At 38.7% G+C, this 16821-nt stretch carries 15 protein-coding genes; all 15 read left to right on the forward strand.

Going from position 1 to position 16821, the window contains the following annotated elements:
* Genes AC3E9U_RS10550 through AC3E9U_RS10620 form a run of 15 tightly spaced genes read left to right on the forward strand, consistent with a single transcriptional unit; the run spans window position 1 to window position 16816 of the window.
* Window positions 1–1008, forward strand: coding sequence for an N-acetylneuraminate synthase family protein (locus AC3E9U_RS10550; RefSeq protein WP_488746871.1), 1008 nt, complete (start codon window positions 1–3; stop codon window positions 1006–1008).
* On the forward strand, window positions 998–2161 hold the full coding sequence (gene neuC, locus AC3E9U_RS10555; RefSeq protein ID WP_488746872.1) for a UDP-N-acetylglucosamine 2-epimerase: 1164 nt from the start codon (window positions 998–1000) through the stop codon (window positions 2159–2161). The genes AC3E9U_RS10550 and neuC overlap by 11 nt, the downstream gene beginning before the upstream one ends.
* Window positions 2161–2862: an acylneuraminate cytidylyltransferase family protein gene (locus tag AC3E9U_RS10560; protein ID WP_488746873.1), complete on the forward strand. Its 702-nt coding sequence runs from the start codon at window positions 2161–2163 to the stop codon at window positions 2860–2862. The genes neuC and AC3E9U_RS10560 overlap by 1 nt, the downstream gene beginning before the upstream one ends.
* Window positions 2862–4577 (forward strand): asparagine synthase (glutamine-hydrolyzing), encoded by a 1716-nt coding sequence (gene asnB, locus AC3E9U_RS10565; RefSeq protein WP_488746874.1) that lies wholly within the window; start codon window positions 2862–2864, stop codon window positions 4575–4577. Before AC3E9U_RS10560 ends, asnB begins: the two co-directional genes overlap by 1 nt.
* A 9-nt stretch (window positions 4578–4586) precedes the next feature.
* The gene (locus AC3E9U_RS10570) at window positions 4587–6014 is read left to right on the forward strand and encodes an MBOAT family O-acyltransferase (RefSeq protein ID WP_488746875.1); all 1428 of its coding nucleotides are present in this window, start codon (window positions 4587–4589) and stop codon (window positions 6012–6014) included.
* Between the two features lie 4 nt (window positions 6015–6018).
* Window positions 6019–6924, forward strand: a complete 906-nt coding sequence (locus AC3E9U_RS10575) for a hypothetical protein (protein ID WP_488746876.1) — start codon at window positions 6019–6021, stop codon at window positions 6922–6924.
* Window positions 6925–6938: 14 nt separating this feature from the next.
* Window positions 6939–8336, forward strand: a complete 1398-nt coding sequence (locus AC3E9U_RS10580) for a UDP-glycosyltransferase (protein ID WP_488746877.1) — start codon at window positions 6939–6941, stop codon at window positions 8334–8336.
* Between the two features lie 59 nt (window positions 8337–8395).
* Complete coding sequence (locus AC3E9U_RS10585) at window positions 8396–9565, forward strand: glycosyltransferase family 4 protein (RefSeq protein WP_488746878.1); 1170 nt, start codon at window positions 8396–8398, stop codon at window positions 9563–9565.
* A gap of 5 nt (window positions 9566–9570) precedes the next feature.
* Window positions 9571–10380: an FkbM family methyltransferase gene (locus AC3E9U_RS10590; protein ID WP_488746879.1), complete on the forward strand. Its 810-nt coding sequence runs from the start codon at window positions 9571–9573 to the stop codon at window positions 10378–10380.
* A gap of 8 nt (window positions 10381–10388) precedes the next feature.
* Window positions 10389–11930: a glycosyltransferase family 2 protein gene (locus AC3E9U_RS10595; protein WP_488746880.1), complete on the forward strand. Its 1542-nt coding sequence runs from the start codon at window positions 10389–10391 to the stop codon at window positions 11928–11930.
* Window positions 11923–13542, forward strand: coding sequence for a hypothetical protein (locus tag AC3E9U_RS10600; RefSeq protein WP_488746881.1), 1620 nt, complete (start codon window positions 11923–11925; stop codon window positions 13540–13542). The genes AC3E9U_RS10595 and AC3E9U_RS10600 overlap by 8 nt, the downstream gene beginning before the upstream one ends.
* Window positions 13542–14609, forward strand: a complete 1068-nt coding sequence (locus AC3E9U_RS10605) for a lipid II:glycine glycyltransferase FemX (RefSeq protein ID WP_488746882.1) — start codon at window positions 13542–13544, stop codon at window positions 14607–14609. Before AC3E9U_RS10600 ends, AC3E9U_RS10605 begins: the two co-directional genes overlap by 1 nt.
* Complete coding sequence (locus AC3E9U_RS10610; protein WP_488746883.1) at window positions 14606–15355, forward strand: class I SAM-dependent methyltransferase; 750 nt, start codon at window positions 14606–14608, stop codon at window positions 15353–15355. Before AC3E9U_RS10605 ends, AC3E9U_RS10610 begins: the two co-directional genes overlap by 4 nt.
* Window positions 15355–15855 (forward strand): GNAT family N-acetyltransferase, encoded by a 501-nt coding sequence (locus AC3E9U_RS10615; RefSeq protein ID WP_488746884.1) that lies wholly within the window; start codon window positions 15355–15357, stop codon window positions 15853–15855. The genes AC3E9U_RS10610 and AC3E9U_RS10615 overlap by 1 nt, the downstream gene beginning before the upstream one ends.
* Window positions 15824–16816, forward strand: coding sequence for a glycosyltransferase family 2 protein (locus tag AC3E9U_RS10620; RefSeq protein ID WP_488746885.1), 993 nt, complete (start codon window positions 15824–15826; stop codon window positions 16814–16816). Before AC3E9U_RS10615 ends, AC3E9U_RS10620 begins: the two co-directional genes overlap by 32 nt.
* The last annotated feature ends 5 nt before the right edge of the window (window positions 16817–16821 follow it).

Genomic DNA, 16821 nt, shown 5'->3' on the forward strand with positions numbered 1-16821 from the left:
ATGCCGTACTTAATCGCTGAAATCGGTCAGGCCCATGAAGGAAGTCTTGGTCAACTGCATTCTTATATAAATGCAGTAGCTGCCACGGGAGTTCAGGCCATAAAATTCCAAATGCACATAGCAGAAGCGGAAAGCAGCATACATGAACCTTTCAGGGTAAAATTTTCCTATGAAGACCAAACGCGTTACGACTATTGGGAGCGCATGGGTTTTACGTTGGACCAGTGGAAAGGGATCAAAGCCCATTGCGATGAGGTAAACATAGACTTCATCTGTTCTCCATTTAGTAATTTAGCAGTAGACTGGCTGGAAGAAATAGGTGTCAAGTATTATAAAATTGGATCGGGCGAAGTAAATAATTTATTATTGCTGGAGAAAATAGCAAAAACACAAAAACCGGTCATCATTTCTTCCGGTATGAGTTCTTATGAAGAATTGGACCATACGGTAGCTTTTCTGAAAGACAGAAACGTGACCTTTTCCATTTTGCAATGCACAACGTCCTACCCAACGCAACCGGAACAATTTGGTTTTAACGTAATTGCGGAACTGAAAGAAAGATATGGTGTACGGGTTGGTTTTTCAGACCATTCCGCAAAAGTGGCCACAAATATTGCAGCTGTTGCTTTGGGAGCGGAAATCTTAGAATTTCATGTGGTTTTTGACAGACGTATGTTCGGTCCGGACACCAACTCATCTCTAACCATGGATGAGGTTGCCGAACTGGTTGAAGGCGCTAACAGCATCCACAAAGCAATTAACAATCCGATCGACAAAAGAAATAACGAACATTTTTCCGGTTTAAAGGCCATATTCGAAAAATCGCTGGCTGTAAATAAAGATATTTTGCAAGGTGATCGCATCACTTTTGAAGATCTGGAAGCCAAGAAGCCAAAAGGATATGGTATCGACGCTCTTCGTTTTGAAGAGGTAATCGGTAAAAAACTGAATAAAGATTTAAAAAAATGGGATTTCATAACAGATAATGACATCACAAATGACGAGTAAAAGAAAAATTGCTGTTGTAATTACGGCCCGACCATCTTACAGCCGCGTTAAAACCGTTCTGGAAGCGATCAAGAATCATCCGGATTTAGAGCTCCAGCTGGTGGTTGCGGCGTCGGCACTTTTAGACCGATACGGTTCAGCGGTTAATTACATCGAAAAGGATGGTTTTACCATTGCTGCACGGGTTTTCAATGTGCTGGAAGGTGAGAACCTGACAGCTGCTGCTAAAACCACGGGGATCGGGATACTGGAATTATCTACTGTTTTTGATAACCTTACACCGGATATTGTGGTTACTGTTGCCGATCGTTTTGAAACCATGGCAACCGCAATTTCAGCATCGTATATGAATATTCCTTTGGCACATATACAAGGAGGGGAAGTAACGGGTAATATTGACGAAAAAGTACGTCATTCAATCACAAAATTAGCCGACTATCACTTCGTAGCCTCTGAAACAGCAAAAGAAAGAGTGCTGAAATTAGGGGAGAATCCTGAGTTTGTATTCAATACCGGTTGCCCTTCGATTGATTTGGCTAAACAGGTTCAGGAAGACAGCAAAGTCTTGCCTTTTGATCCCTATGAGAAGTATGGCGGCGTAGGAGCAAAACCTGATTTATCAAAAGGGTATTTGGTAGTTATGCAGCATCCTGTTACCAACGAATATCAGGATTCAAGAAAACACATCGAAGCAACTCTTCAGGCAGTATACAAATTAAACAGGCCGACACTGTGGTTTTGGCCTAATGTTGATGCCGGAGCAGATGGTACTTCAACAGGAATAAGAGCTTTTAGGGAAACCCATCTTTTACCGAATGTACATTTCTTTAAAAACATGGAGGGCAAAGACTTCCTTCATCTGTTAAATCACGCCGATTGCTTAATAGGCAACTCCAGTGTAGGTATCCGTGAATGTGCTTATTTAGGTGTTCCGACAGTTAATATCGGGTCGCGTCAAAACCGAAGAGACCGTGGGACTAATGTAATTGATGTAGAATACGAGGAAGCCAGCATCAAAAAAGCCATCGAAGAGCGGATAGCAAATGCAAAGAGAACCACTTCCGAAGTTTACGGAGGCGGCGATGCAGGCGAACAAATCGCGGATTTACTGGAAAAACTACCAATACAGTTCCATAAAACCATCATGTATTAATGAGGGTTTTGGGCATCATACCGGCGCGTGGCGGTTCAAAAGGAGTTCCGGGCAAAAACATCAGATTACTTGGTGATAAGCCCTTATTGGTATACAGTGCCACCGCTGCAGAAGGTGCTGATTTTTTGGAAAAAACCATTCTTTCTACTGATGATAAGGAAATTTGTTCCGTTGCGGAAAAATATGGAATTGAAATACCTTTTGTCCGACCTGAGGCATTAGCTACGGATACAGCTTCAAGCATCGATGTGGTAAAGCATGCGGTTGAATATTTGGAAAGTCAGGGTGATTATTATGATGCTGTTTGCCTGCTGCAACCGACATCACCATTCAGAGAAAGAGGTTTTATCGATAAAGCGATTCAGAAATTTATCAATGAAGAGGCGGATGCACTGGTAAGTGTTTTGCCGGTGCCGCATGAGTTCAATCCCCATTGGGTTTTCGAACCGGACGAAAAGGGTTTACTTCGAATTGCGACCGGCGAAAGTGAAATTATTAAAAGAAGACAAGAACTTCCGAAGGCTTTTTATCGCGATGGATCGATATACATAACCAAAGTTTCGGTTATCAAGCAGGGGAGTTTTTATGGTGAAAAATTAAGTTACATAGAAAGTGATTCCGATTTTTATGTAAATATCGATACCCCAAACGATTGGATAAAAGCGGAAGAAAAATTACAATTGGTTAAAGACAGATTATAATGTGCGGTATTGCCGGTATACTTTCTACTTCACTTTCTAGCAATGAAAGAAGTGAATTATTGCATCGAATGCTTGATGCACAAAAACACCGTGGCCCCGATGCAAAGCAGGAATGGCATGACGGTGAATGCAGTTTAGGACATAACCGACTAAGCATCATAGACCTTTCGACAGAAGCAAATCAACCGATGCAGAGCAGCTGCGGAAGATATATGATAGTCTTTAACGGTGAGATCTACAATTACATCGAAATCAAAAAAGAACTTCAGTCTTATTTTGTTTTTCATACACAATCCGATACCGAAGTACTGTTAAATGCTTTTATTCAGTGGGGTAAAGAGTCTCTCCATCGGTTAAACGGTATGTTTTCAATCGCGATCTGGGACAAGGCAGAAAGCAAAATATTCATTGCCAGAGACCGTTTTGGCGTGAAACCTTTCTACTTTTATCAGGATAAAGAAAAATTTGTCTTTGCCAGTGAAATCAAAACCCTTTGGGCGGCCGGAATCCCGAAACAACAGCATAAAAAAGTTTGGGCAAATTATTTGAGTTTTGGAACTTACGGACTGCCTAATGAAACGTTTTGGTCGGCCATTTACCAGTTACCTGCGGGTCATTATGCAGAAATAAGCATAGATTCTTTAAATGCAATCCAGCCCGAACAGTGGTATGATTTCGTTTCCAGAGTCAATAGCGTAGAGAAATTAGCAATCGACCAGTTAAAAGAGCACTATACTTCATTGCTCAATGATGCAATCCGGCTTCGTTTCAGGGCAGATGTCCCTCTTGGAATGAATGTAAGCGGAGGACTGGATTCTTCGACGTTAATTGCACTGATCAATAAAAATCTGTCTTCCGGTCAAACGATGGAAGCTTTTACGTTTTATTGCAATGATGCGAATTATGATGAATTACCTTGGGTGGAAACGTTACTTAAAGACAAACCGTTTCCTTTAAATAAAGTGTTGCTGCAACCGGAAAATGTTCCACAGTTGATTGCTGAAATCGCTGAAAATCAGGACGAACCTTTTGGAGGGTTTCCCACTTTAGCCTATAGTTTATTGTTTCAGGAAGCCCGAAAAAAAGGAATTAAAGTATTGTTGGACGGTCAGGGAATGGACGAGGCCTGGGCAGGATATGATTATTACCACAATCAGGCAGGAGGTGTTATTCAGGGTGTGACCTCAAGTCCTGTAAAACCTGAAGTTTTGATGCCGGACCTTGCAAAATTTGCGGAAAAAGAAAATTACCCGCAACCCTTTGATTCCAAAATGCAGAACATGCAATACCGTGATATTTTTTATACCAAAATCCCGAGAGCCTTACGATTTAATGATCGGATCAGCATGCTCCACGGAACGGAATTGAGAGAGCCATTTTTGGATTACCGATTAATGGAGTTGGCTTTTTCTCAAAAGGACGACGTGAAATTTAACGGCGGAAATACAAAATGGATGCTTCGTCAGATTAGCCAGGAGTTAATGTCGGATAAAGTGGCTTTGGCACCCAAACGACCGTTACAAACTCCGCAGCGCGAATGGATTGCCAACGAGTTGAACGGATATGTCTCTGAAAAAATCAGGCAGTTTTCACAATCCGGCTTAGTCGACGCATCGAAAGTAAATCAAATTTGGCAAGAATATAATAAAGGAAATCAGGATAATAGTTTCTATATTTGGCAATGGGTCAACTTGGCCTTGCTCCTTAACGATTAAACCATTTTAATGCTTTTCAATTCGCTCCAGTATTTGTTTTTTCTGCCGTTGGTTTTTGCAGTTTATTGGTTGGTAAATAAAAAATCACTTAAACTTCAGAACCTAATGCTTTTAGGGGCTAGTTACTATTTTTATGCCTGTTGGGACTGGCGCTTTCTTTTTCTTTTAATGTTTTCCACCGGTCTGGATTATTATACCGGATTGAAAATGTACGATTCGAAAAATGCGGGAATGAAAAAATTCTGGTTCTGGCTGAGCATTGGTATTAACGTCGGGTTTTTGGGCGTTTTCAAATACTACAACTTCTTTGTGGATTCGCTTGCTGCCTCACTTTCGACTCTTGGAATCCGGACGAATTTCTGGACATTGCAGATCATATTACCGGTGGGTATTTCGTTTTATACTTTTCACGGACTTTCCTATGTAATCGACATTTATAAAAGCCGGATTAAACCCGAACGCAATTTTGTTGATTATTCCTTATTCGTAAGTTATTTTCCCCTGCTGGTAGCCGGACCGATTGAGCGGGCAACGCATTTATTGCCGCAGATAAAAAGGAACAGACAGTTTGATTATAGTCAGGCGATTCAAGGGGCGAAACAGATTGTTTGGGGGCTTTTCAAAAAAGTGGTCGTAGCGGATAACTGTGCTTTTTTCGTGAATCAGGTTTTTGACAATTCAGGAACTTACTCCGCATCTGAATTATGGCTTGGCGCTGTGTTGTTCGCTTTTCAGATTTATGGTGATTTCAGCGGGTATTCCGATATCGCTTTGGGAACGTCGAAGCTTTTTGGCATTGAGTTATTGCGCAATTTCAGGTTTCCTTATTTCTCAAAAGACATTGCCGATTTCTGGAGGCGCTGGCACATTTCCCTTTCCACCTGGTTCAGGGATTATTTGTACATACCATTGGGCGGAAGCCAGGGTGGAAAAGTGATGCGCTTACGCAATACCTTCATCATATTTTTAGTGAGCGGATTTTGGCATGGCGCCAATTGGACTTTTATTATCTGGGGATTGCTTCATGCGCTTTTGTTCATCCCGTTACTGATAACGGATACCAACAGAAATAATCTTTCCGATTCGGATTACTCATTAAAAGATGCGCCTAAAATTGTACTGACCTTTTTATTGGTCTGTTTGGCCTGGGTGTTCTTCAGAGCAGATACACTGACAGAAGCATTCCATTATATTTTCGGAATGTTCAACATGAACTCGCTCTCCGTTCATCTGTTTTTAAAAGACGGGAAATATGCTCTTTTTACCGCCATCTGCATAATTTCGATTCTTACACTGTTGTTTGTGGAATGGAACAATCTAAATAAAAAGTCACATGACATTCAGATAAATAAGTATCTTGTTTTTGTTTTATTGTGCATGATTTGTTTCATGGGAGCGTTTAAAAATCAGATGAGCTTCATTTATTTCCAATTCTAAGATCATGAAAAAGTTTTTATTTACAATTGGGATATATGGTTTGGTCAGTTTCATTATTCTGAATCTGATTGCTTTTGCGAGTCTTTATTTCATCGGAAAATCAAATTTATATAAACCGGAATATGTAGCTAACGGAGTTAAACAAACTGATTTTGATTATGTGGTTTTAGGCTCCAGTACAGGTTTAACAACTTTGAATACTAATCTGATCGATTCAATCAGCGGAAAAAAGGGATTTAACATCAGTATTGATGATACTTCTATGAGTACGCATTATTTGATGCTGCAGCATTTTTATGCCAGTGGTAAGACAACGGATTGTCTGATTCTGACGATTACGCCATGGGATGCACCTGATCCCAAGCCAACTTTAAACAATAATGATTACCGTTTTCTGCCTTATGTGAAAAGTGATTACGTATACAGCTACTATTCGGAAATGGAAAAAGGCGTGTTTAAAACCTTAGCCTATTCCCGTTATTTTCCGATTTTTGGTGTCAGTTATTATAACACTGAGCTTTTTTACCCTTCTTTATTAACGGCTGTAAAACCTGAAAAAAGAAACCGTTTCGACGAAAATGGAAATTACAGTTATCCGGAGAATAGCCCGGGACCTCAAAATAAGGATATGAGCATTACTGATATGGTTATTAAGAACCCTTTCTATAATCGTATTAAAGAGTTTTGCACAGAAAAGAAAATAGAATTAATATTGTATCAATCACCTATATACAAAACGAAAGTGATTGTTACTAGTGACAGAAAAATTATAAATCATTCTGAAATACTTCCTGACGCAACCTATTTTTATGATGATATTCATGTGAATGAGAAAGGAAGAAAATATTGTTCTGTTCAATTGGCAAACGGGCTTTTTGGGCGAAAGGATAGTATTAATTCGGCAAAATGAAATAGAAAGAGAAAATGAACCTGAGTAAAAAAAAGATATTTGTTTTATTGCCTGATGGAGTAGGATTGCGGAATTTCGCCTTTACGGATTTCAATAAGTTAGGAAAAGAAGCCGGCTTCGACGTGGTGTATTGGAATAACACGGTTTTTGACGTTAGTGAACTGGGTTTTAATGAGGTTAAAATCCAAAATTCGAAAACACACCCTTTAACCGATGTGCTTAAAGCGGCAAAAATTAATATTACCTTAAATCAGTTTAAGCGAAAAACAGGAGATGATGTTTACGACTCCTACAAGTTTCCCTTCAAAGCAAAATCAGCCAAAGGAAAGCTCAAATCGATTACGATCAAACTGCTGATTTCTTTTTTTAATTCTTCTTCAGGGCTTAAAAAAATTGAGAAGATCATTAATAAAAAAGAGCGATCGACCGCTTACTATGAAAACTGTAAAAAGAGTTTGCTTCTCGAAAAGCCGGACATAGTTTTCTGCACCAACCAAAGACCGATAACGGCTGTCGCGCCGTTGCTTGCCGCAAATGATCTCGGTATTCCGACTGCCACCTTTATTTTTTCATGGGACAATCTTCCAAAAGCAACCATGATCGTAAATACGGATTATTATTTTGTCTGGAGCGAGTACATGAAAAAGGAGCTCAAAAGCTATTATCCCTATATTTCAGACAGCCAGATTTTTGTTACGGGCACACCTCAATTTGAGGCTTATTATTCGGAAAACATTATTGCTCCTAAGCAAGAGTTTTTTCAGAAATATGGTTTAGATAGTGCAAAGCGCTATCTGTGTTATTCCGGAGATGATGTTACAACCTGTCCGGATGACGCGCAATACCTTGAAGATGTAGCGAAAGCGGTATCTGATTTAAATGCAGATGGAGAAAACATTGGTATCCTATTCAGAAGATGTCCGGTTGATTTTTCCGACCGATACGATACAGTCCTAAAAAAGTACAGCGATATTATTGTACCGGTAGATCCCATTTGGGAAAAGAAAGGAGAAATTTGGAATACAGTCCTTCCCACCAAAGAGGACGCGGTTTTGCTTGCAAATACTGTTGCACATAGCGAAATGGTGATTAATTTGGGATCGTCCATGGTTTTTGATTTTGTGACCAATAAAAAACTATGTTGTTTTATAAATTACGATGTGCCTAATAAAAGACTGGAAAACTGGTCTGTAAATAAAATATACAAATTTGTCCATTTCCGATCTATGCCCAATAAAGAGGCAGTTATCTGGCTGGACAGTCAGGAAAGCATTGTAACGGAAATCAGGAAGATTCTCGAAGGGAATTATAAAGTGGAAAGCACAGAACAGTGGTTTGAAACCATTAATCTGGATCCTGCCAAAGATGCTTCAAAACGGATTTGGGATAATTTATTACAAATTGTATCCTGATTCTTGGTTTATAATTAATTATTAAGTCTTCCAAAAACCGGAAAAATAAAGTGCAGAAAATGACAATTGGCTTTCTAACTCCCGAATACCCTCATGAACTGACAGGATCTACCGGCGGAATAGGAACCAGTATAAAAAATTTAGCCAAAGGACTTATAGCAGCAGGAATTGGTGTTAGGGTGTTGGTTTATGGTCAGAAGACTGATAATCAGTTTGATGATCAGGGTGTAGTAGTTCAGCAAATAAAAAACATTAAGGTTAAAGGTTTATCGAGGTATTTAACCCAGAAAAAAATTGAGAAGATAATTGACGGACTCTATCAAGACAATTTAGTTGATGTCATTGAAGCACCTGATTGGACCGGAATAACCTCTTTTATACGTCCTAAAAAATGTCCGATCGTGATCAGGCTACACGGAAGTGATACTTATTTTTGTCATCTCGATAAACGTCCCGTGAAATGGATAAATAAATTTCATGAAAAAAGGGCCTTAAAAAATGCGGATGGTCACTTAGCGGTAAGCCAATACGTAGCCAAAATGACAAATCAGATTTTTGGACAGCATATTGACTATACGATCATACATAACGGCGTAGATACAACTGTTTTTTCACCTTCAGAAACGGTAAAAACTGCTGAAAATTCAATCTTGTATTTCGGGACGCTGATCCGTAAAAAAGGAGTGCTGGAATTGCCTGCTATTTTTAATAAAATTCATTCGCAAAATCCGTCAGTAAGACTTTTTTTGGTAGGTAAGGACAGTAGCGATATCATTAGCGGAAGCAAATCCACCTATGAAATGATGCAAAGTTTGTTTTCGCCCGCATCACTCAAAAATGTTGACTATGTCGGCGCAGTGCCTTATCATGAAATGAAGGAGTATATCCAAAAAGCTACAGTTTGTGTTTTTCCATCATTCGCCGAAGCATTTCCCGTTTCCTGGCTGGAAGCGATGGCAATGCAAAAAGCAGTTGTAGCTTCAAATATAGGTTGGGCTGAAGAACTTATTATTGATGCAGAGAACGGTTTTTTGGTTCATCCCGAGGATCATGAAAAGTTTGCAGCAACCCTTTCGGAAATAATAAAGGATGAAACACTTGCTCAAAAGGTAGGTTCGGCCGCCAGAAACCATGTCGAAAAAAAATTTAATGCAGATGTGATTTCAAATCAAAATATTGAATACTTTAAACGCCTTGTTTCGTCGAAACAGCAAAATTCTAAACGATAATTGTGATGAAGAAAAAAATAAAAAAAATAATCAGCAGGTTGGTACCCAAAAGCGCCATAAAAGAGAAAATAAAACTGCATTACTATAGATTTTTTAATTCGGATAAGAATGTTTCATTCAATTTGATTCAGGAAAAAGATAAAGTCCGTTATGAGACGACTTTCAATGCTATTGAAATGACTACTAACGAAGCTTTGTATGCGGTAGTTCCCGACTTTAATTTTTACCAAAATTTCTATAAAGTAAAAAGAGACGATGTCGTCATCGATGCTGGTGCGAACAATGGTCATTTATCGGTTTTGTTTTCAAATCTTGTTGGTGGGAACGGAAAAGTCTACGCGTTTGAACCGGACAAGTACAATATTGAAAGCATCCAGGAGAATATGCGATTAAATCCAAAGCTGGAAGATAATATTGAAATTTTGGATTTGCTGTTGTGGGATAAAACGGAATTAATTGATTTTTACGAAGCCGGCACAGTAGGGTCATCCGTGGTGTGGAAACCGGATAATGATAAAGTAGTTAAAAAGCAGGCTATTTCCATTGATGAATGGGTAAAAGAGAAGAATGTCGGCCGACTTGATTTTGTTAAAATGGATATTGAAGGAGCAGAAATTGAAGCGCTGCAGGGAAGTGTGGAAACAATAGCGAAATATAAACCGAATTTTGCCATCGCGTCCTATCACCTGGTAAACGGAGAGCAAACTTATATTTGGTTAGAGCGTTTTTTCGAATCAATAGGCTATCCTTATAAAACGGTAAAATTCACGGCCTCTGAAATAATTACCTTTGCGGGCCCAAATCTAAAACAATAAATATCTAAATGCTCATTTCCTACCATAACGACGAAACCATAACAGAATTAGAGAGGAATGGTCAGAAGCTGACGGTTCCGGACCATGATTACCTAATTCAAGGGTTTGAAAAAATAGCTGCGGAATTTCCTGACGAGCTGCTGATTTGGTGCCATATCAAATTAAAAGGCGTTTTGAATTTAAACAGTCTGGATTCTATTTTTCATCATGACGGTATTATGGCTTCCTATTGTTTTAGCGAAAAAAGAAAAATTCATAATTCAATCGGTTATATTGATACAACGCCGTTTATTAAGATTCCCGACGATTTGACCTATCCCACATGGCTAATGAGTGTGGATGCCGGAGGAGTCAATACCAGAATCATCTCGAATTTTGCCAAAGAAAAAAAGGTAACCAGGGATTTTGAATTATATCTAAATCTGATGGCCCGAAAAGGCATGTGGCAGGGGCTTAATTGTTATGCCGAACCGCACTTACTGACCGAACCGCTTTCCGTTGATAAAAAATCGAATATCAATTCCTATGAGACGGTTTTTAAGTTCGTAAAGTTCCATTACAAAACACAGTGGCTTTTTTTTCTATTTATATTAATAGCTTATTACGATAGAAAATTACCGGTTGCAGCATTTTTAAAAGGGTTGTTTTTCTCGAGATCCAATCCTTCGGTAAATTGCATGGAAGGAATTAGAGTCACTTCCAATAAGGAATTACAAAACACTTCACTTGATGTAATCATACCTACTATTGGTCGTAAGGAATATTTGCATGATGTTCTGAAAGATTTTTCAAAGCAGACTATTTTGCCAAAAAAAATTATAATAGTAGAGCAAAATCCTCTGGAAGGTTCTGTGTCCGAACTGGATTATATTGAGAATGAAAAATGGCCTTTTCCAATCAAGCACATATTCATTCATCAGGCCGGTGCCTGCAACGCCAGAAATTTAGCTTTGAATGAAACAACCAGCGATTGGGTGTTTTTAGCGGATGATGATAATCGGTTTGAGTCGGATTTAATAGAGAAGGTATTTGAAAACATAAAAAGTTACGGAACCGAAATTTTAACAACGGCTTATCTTCAAAAAGGGGAAAAGGAAAACTTTTCATATCCTTTGCAATGGGGTACTTTTGGAGCCGGAAACAGTTTTGTAAAAAGAAGTTGTTTAGACGGTGTACGATTTGATTTACGTCTGGAGTTTGGATACGGGGAAGATGCTGATTTCGGAATGCAACTCAGAAATAAAGGACATGATGTCTTATATTTTCCGAAACCAAGTATTTTGCATTTGAAAGCGCCAATAGGGGGCTTCAGGACAAAACCTGTTCTTGCCTGGGCCGACGAGGCGATTCAGCCTAAACCTTCACCGACGGTCCTGCTTTTTCAGATCAAGAACCTGACATTGGAACAACAGCGAAGTGAAAAAGTGAGGTTGTTCATAAACTATTATAAACATCAGCCGATAAAAAATCCGTTGCGATATGTTAAGGCTATGAACCAACAGTGGAAAGTAAGCCGAAAATGGGCTTTAAAACTAATGAACAATGATTAAAGAGGTGTCTTTTTTTTCAAAATCCGAATTGTTGAAAGAAGAAAAGGGAATTGATTTTTTCAAAGGTGCTTTTTCGTTGGTGTCCTATTTTAATGCATCGGATGTAAAGCCTGACAGTCATTTCGAGATTACTTTTTCCTGCAGGATTGCCTCGGTTCGGACCTCTTCGTATGAATGGACCTCCGATTACCGGTTTTATATTGCCGGCCCCTTGTCGCCGAAAATCTTGAGATTGGAAAACGGAATCTGCATACAGGCGAATTGCACAGTAGGTTTTTGGGAAATAGATCCTGAGAATCCTTGTAAATTATTATGGCGTCTGAATCCGGAAAACAGCAGAATTCTTGCCCAGTACGATGGGATTTCGCATTTAAAAACGCTCGTAAATGTGCCGCTGGATTTAAAAAATACAGAACTGAAGCTTTTATCGACTGACAAAAAACCACTGGAATGGAGCCGTTCCAAAATTCCTTTTTCGGCAATAGCCTGTTTTACGGATCATTGTGATTTCGATACGCCCGAAAACCTGAAATTGCAGCGGGAATTGTTTCAACAATCCGGAATAACAGTAACGAAGGGCATTTTCCTGCACCATTTTTCGAAAAGAGAAGACAACGCCTCTTGGGAAAACGATGCCGAAGAAATAAAAAAATGGGTTCGCGACGGGCACGAATTGGCATACCATTCATTAAGTCAGTCCTTAAAAGAAAACGGTCAGAGTTTTTTGGAATTTCAGAACTTTGTCGCGCCCCAGCCGAATATGCCCACCTGGATAGATCATGGTTTTCAGCCGTATAATCTGAGTCTTACCCGGAAAAATGGGATTCCACAGGAGGTTTTCTTTTCAAAAATGCATACCCAGCAAATCAGTAATTTTTGGAATTATATTGATTCAGGAACTGCCACAGCAGGGGTGATCAATCAGCTTAATCCGGAACATTTTACATTAAACGCTTTTTACAGTGGATTGAAAAATGGTTCGTTTAAAGACAGAACGGCCTTGATGGTGAAGAATATTCTTTTCCATTTTTATGCCAACGAAGCTGTTATTTCGGAATATAAAACATTAGCGACCAAAGTGAAAAAAGTGCTGATGGGAAAGAAGATTAATCAGCTTCCCGGACTTTTTAAAGCTGTTTTTAAAGTCGCAAAACCACTTGCAAAGATTGTTTTGCATTGGGGGAAATCTAAATATGTAGTTTATCCGCTTGCGAAATACAATCCGTTGCTTTTTTCATTCGAGATTAACGGAACGAAAATGACGGTTTTTCAGACTTTAGAGCTTTTGGATTTCACAAACACACTGAGTCCTAAAATGCTGGATCAGTTTTCAGTCGAAAAAGGTGTTTTCGTGGCTCACACTTATTTTGGCGTTCCAATGACCTACCATAAAGGCAGAGTGTTTCGAAACGCGGCCGAAATTTCTACGGAAGTTGCAGCAAATTTTCATTACTTAGGAAAATTGATCAGGGAAGAAAAAATATGGAATCCTACGTTCATGGAATTAGCATCGTATTTTACTCGTTGTGAGCAAGTAACTTTTGATATTGATGTGAACGGCGACATAATTGGGAACAATAATACCGACATTCATTTTAGATTCGCAGACTGATGGAATTTATTTTTACCAAAGAAGCATCGTATTTAAAAAAATGGGATGCCTTTATAGACCAGAGTCGTTATGCCAATCACCTTCAGTTTTCGGATTGGTTAAAATCCTATAAGAGTTACGGATTCGATTATGAAGTATGCCTTCTGATGGATCAGGGAACGATTGTAGGGGGATATGGCGCTGTTATTTCTAAATTTTCAGTTTTTAAATTCTACAGTATTCCTAATGGTCCGATTATTACAGATTCTAATAATGAAGAAGTGATTCGGAACATTGTGTCGGCTATTTCAAAAAGAGCTGCGACATTAAATTGTTGCTATTGCCAGTTCAATTTGCCTTTGTCCATCAAAAAAAGTGAACAGGTTTCAGATGTTTTTCTTTCGGAGACTAATTTTAAGAAAGGTAGTCTTTTTAAATATGTATATGCCTCGGAAGGAATTAACTGGTTGGATTTTTCCAAATATGCCTCTGAGGAAGATGTAATGGCGGATTTTAAATCAACGGTGCGGCGCGACATCAGGAGCTCGGAAAGAAAAGGGCAAAGAATCGCATACCTGACTAAGGAAAGTGATATTCAGGATGCCTACCGTCTTTGTGAAGAAAACGCCAAGCGGGCAGGATACAGTCTGAGAAGATGGGCAGATTTTAAAATGACAATTTTGAATTTGATCAAAGAAGATAGGGCTAAATTCATAGTATCATACAAAGAAAATAATATGAAAGGTGCCATATTTCTTGTGAAATCAGGAGACTATTATACCTATATTTTTGGAGGATCCAAAAGAGAAACACCCGACCTGCTGACCGGCCATTTTCTGCAGTGGGAAGCCATCAGAATGTCACTAAAAGAAAACTGTATCGGATATAATATTTCCTTAGGAGGATCGGAAGGCGTGAAATCTTTCAAGAGCGGATTTAATACTTCTGCAATACGTGCCCACGATGCTAAATATTATTTAGTGCTAAATAGCCTAACTTTCAATTTATTTCTTTTCTTTGAGAAAAAAATTAAACCATACAAAGGAGTTGTTGCAAAACTACTGGCAAAAAAAATAGATAAAGAATGAAAATTGAGAATAAAGATTTTTGGGAGCGAGAAGATATAATTCATTCGCAGGATAAGACGGCAACGCATACTTCAGGTTATGAAATTTATCTTTACGAAAAGGCAGGAAAATACTTTCGTGATAAAGGTATCACTGTAAATAAAGCGAAAGTTTTTGGCTGCGGCACCGGCCGGGAATTTCACGGACTTTTGAAATATGTTCCGATTAAAAAAATCCTTGGAACAGATCTTTCAGAGAACATGATTAAGAAAGGCGTAAAGAATATCCAGGAATGGGGCATGGATACTGTAGTGGAATTAAAAGTAGAAGATGCCTCCAAATTCAGGGCCGAGGCGAACAGTTTCGAATTGGTTACCCTAATGAATTGCATGTTGACGTATGTAAGCAAGAAGGAGGATCGTTATCAGATTTTCAAAACAACCAATGAAATATTAAAACCGCAAGGGTGTTTGATCGGTGCTGTACACAATCAGATCGGAACGCCTCAGAAGACCGCCTACTTTTTGATTAAGAGACTTTTAAAGCCGTTTTTTAAGGGCGAACCGGGTAACCGGGTAACCGGGTTTTATGGTTTTGATGTGAAAGGCTATTATTTCACCAAAAAAGATCTGAGGAAATATTTGCTGGATACTGGTTTTGTCAACATTGAAATAAAATCATTATCGGAATATTGCAGGGAGATAGATGTGCCATACAATCGTTTAAAAGGGATGAATAATTTAATCTTCTTTGCAACAAAACAATAATGTTCAGGAAAATTCTAAAATATATAAAGCTTAAAAAAGTAGAAGTACTATTGTATAAATCGGGAGATTTACCTGCCGATTCCGTTTCATTTGAACCATATGGGATTTTAAAAACCCAAAAAAGTTACAGGGAAACGGAATACAGTGTTTTGGATGAAAAAAATATTGTACATGCCAGTACGGTATTTGGCTTTTCCCCAACCTTAAGTCATTTGAAATGTAAAGGTTTATTAATAGGGAATTGCTATACGAGTCCGGATTACAGAGGACAATCGATTTATTCCAAAATGTTAAAGTATATCGTGCTTAAAAACAAAGAGGAGAAGGTTAACTATTATGTTTTTGTTCATCCGGAAAATAAAGCTTCTATAGCGGGAATTGAAAAAGCAGGCTTCAAAAAAGTTCTTCTGTTGAAAGCTAAAAAGAGAATGCACTTTTTTTATAATGAAGAAATAACACGATTCGGCAGTGAAACTGACACTAATAATTTGCACTTATAAAAGACCGAAAGCCATTGTAACTCTATTGGATTCGGTAAAGAAACAATCATCATATCCTGATGAAATAGTAGTAGTAGACGGATCGCCCGACAACCAAACGGAGCAGGCATTGACAGTTGAAAATCTTCGAAACTTACGCTATTACAGAGTTACCGAAAAAGACAGAGGGCTTACCAGGCAGCGGAATTTCGGGATCCGGAAAGTCGCAGCAGATTCGGAAATAGTGTGCTTTCTGGATGATGATACGGTTTTGGAACAGAATTATTTTGAAGAAATTATCAAAACCTTTCGTTCTAGTCCCGATGTAACAGGAATTGGTGGTATTGCAATCAATGAGAACCGTTGGCAGCCTATGGTTTCAGGCATTTCCTATGATCCTAAAAAATTCTATGTTTTGGATGGGTATGTTTATCCTGAGGCTTTACGCAATAAAATGCGTAATTATTTGGGCCTGCAGTCTGAATATTACTCTAATATAATGCCTGAATATTCGCATGGCAGAACCTGCATGTTTCCTCTAAATGGTAAAACCTATGAGGTGGATCTTTTGGTAGGTATGTCAATGTCTTTCCGCAAAAAAGTGTTTGATTCAATTGATTTTTCAACTTATTTTGAAGGATATGGGTTGTATGAAGATGCCGATTTCTGTCTGAGAGCGCAACGTTTCGGAAAAAATGTTGTTAATACCAATGTGCAGCTTTCTCATTTTCATGATGCAGCAGGCCGTCCGAACAAATACCAATACGGGAAAATGGTAGTCCGTAACGGATGGTACGTCTGGCGGGTTAAATATTCAAATCCTTCCGTTAAGGCCAGAATTAAATGGCATCTTATTACCTTGTTACTTATGAAAATCCGCTTCATTAATGTTCTGAATACATCGAAGCGTCAGGAAGCTTTTACAGAGTCATTAGGACGTTTTGTGGGATGGGTGTCATTGTTTTTTTATAAACCAATTTAGGCTAT

The organism is Flavobacterium sp. 21.1, assembly GCF_057801535.1.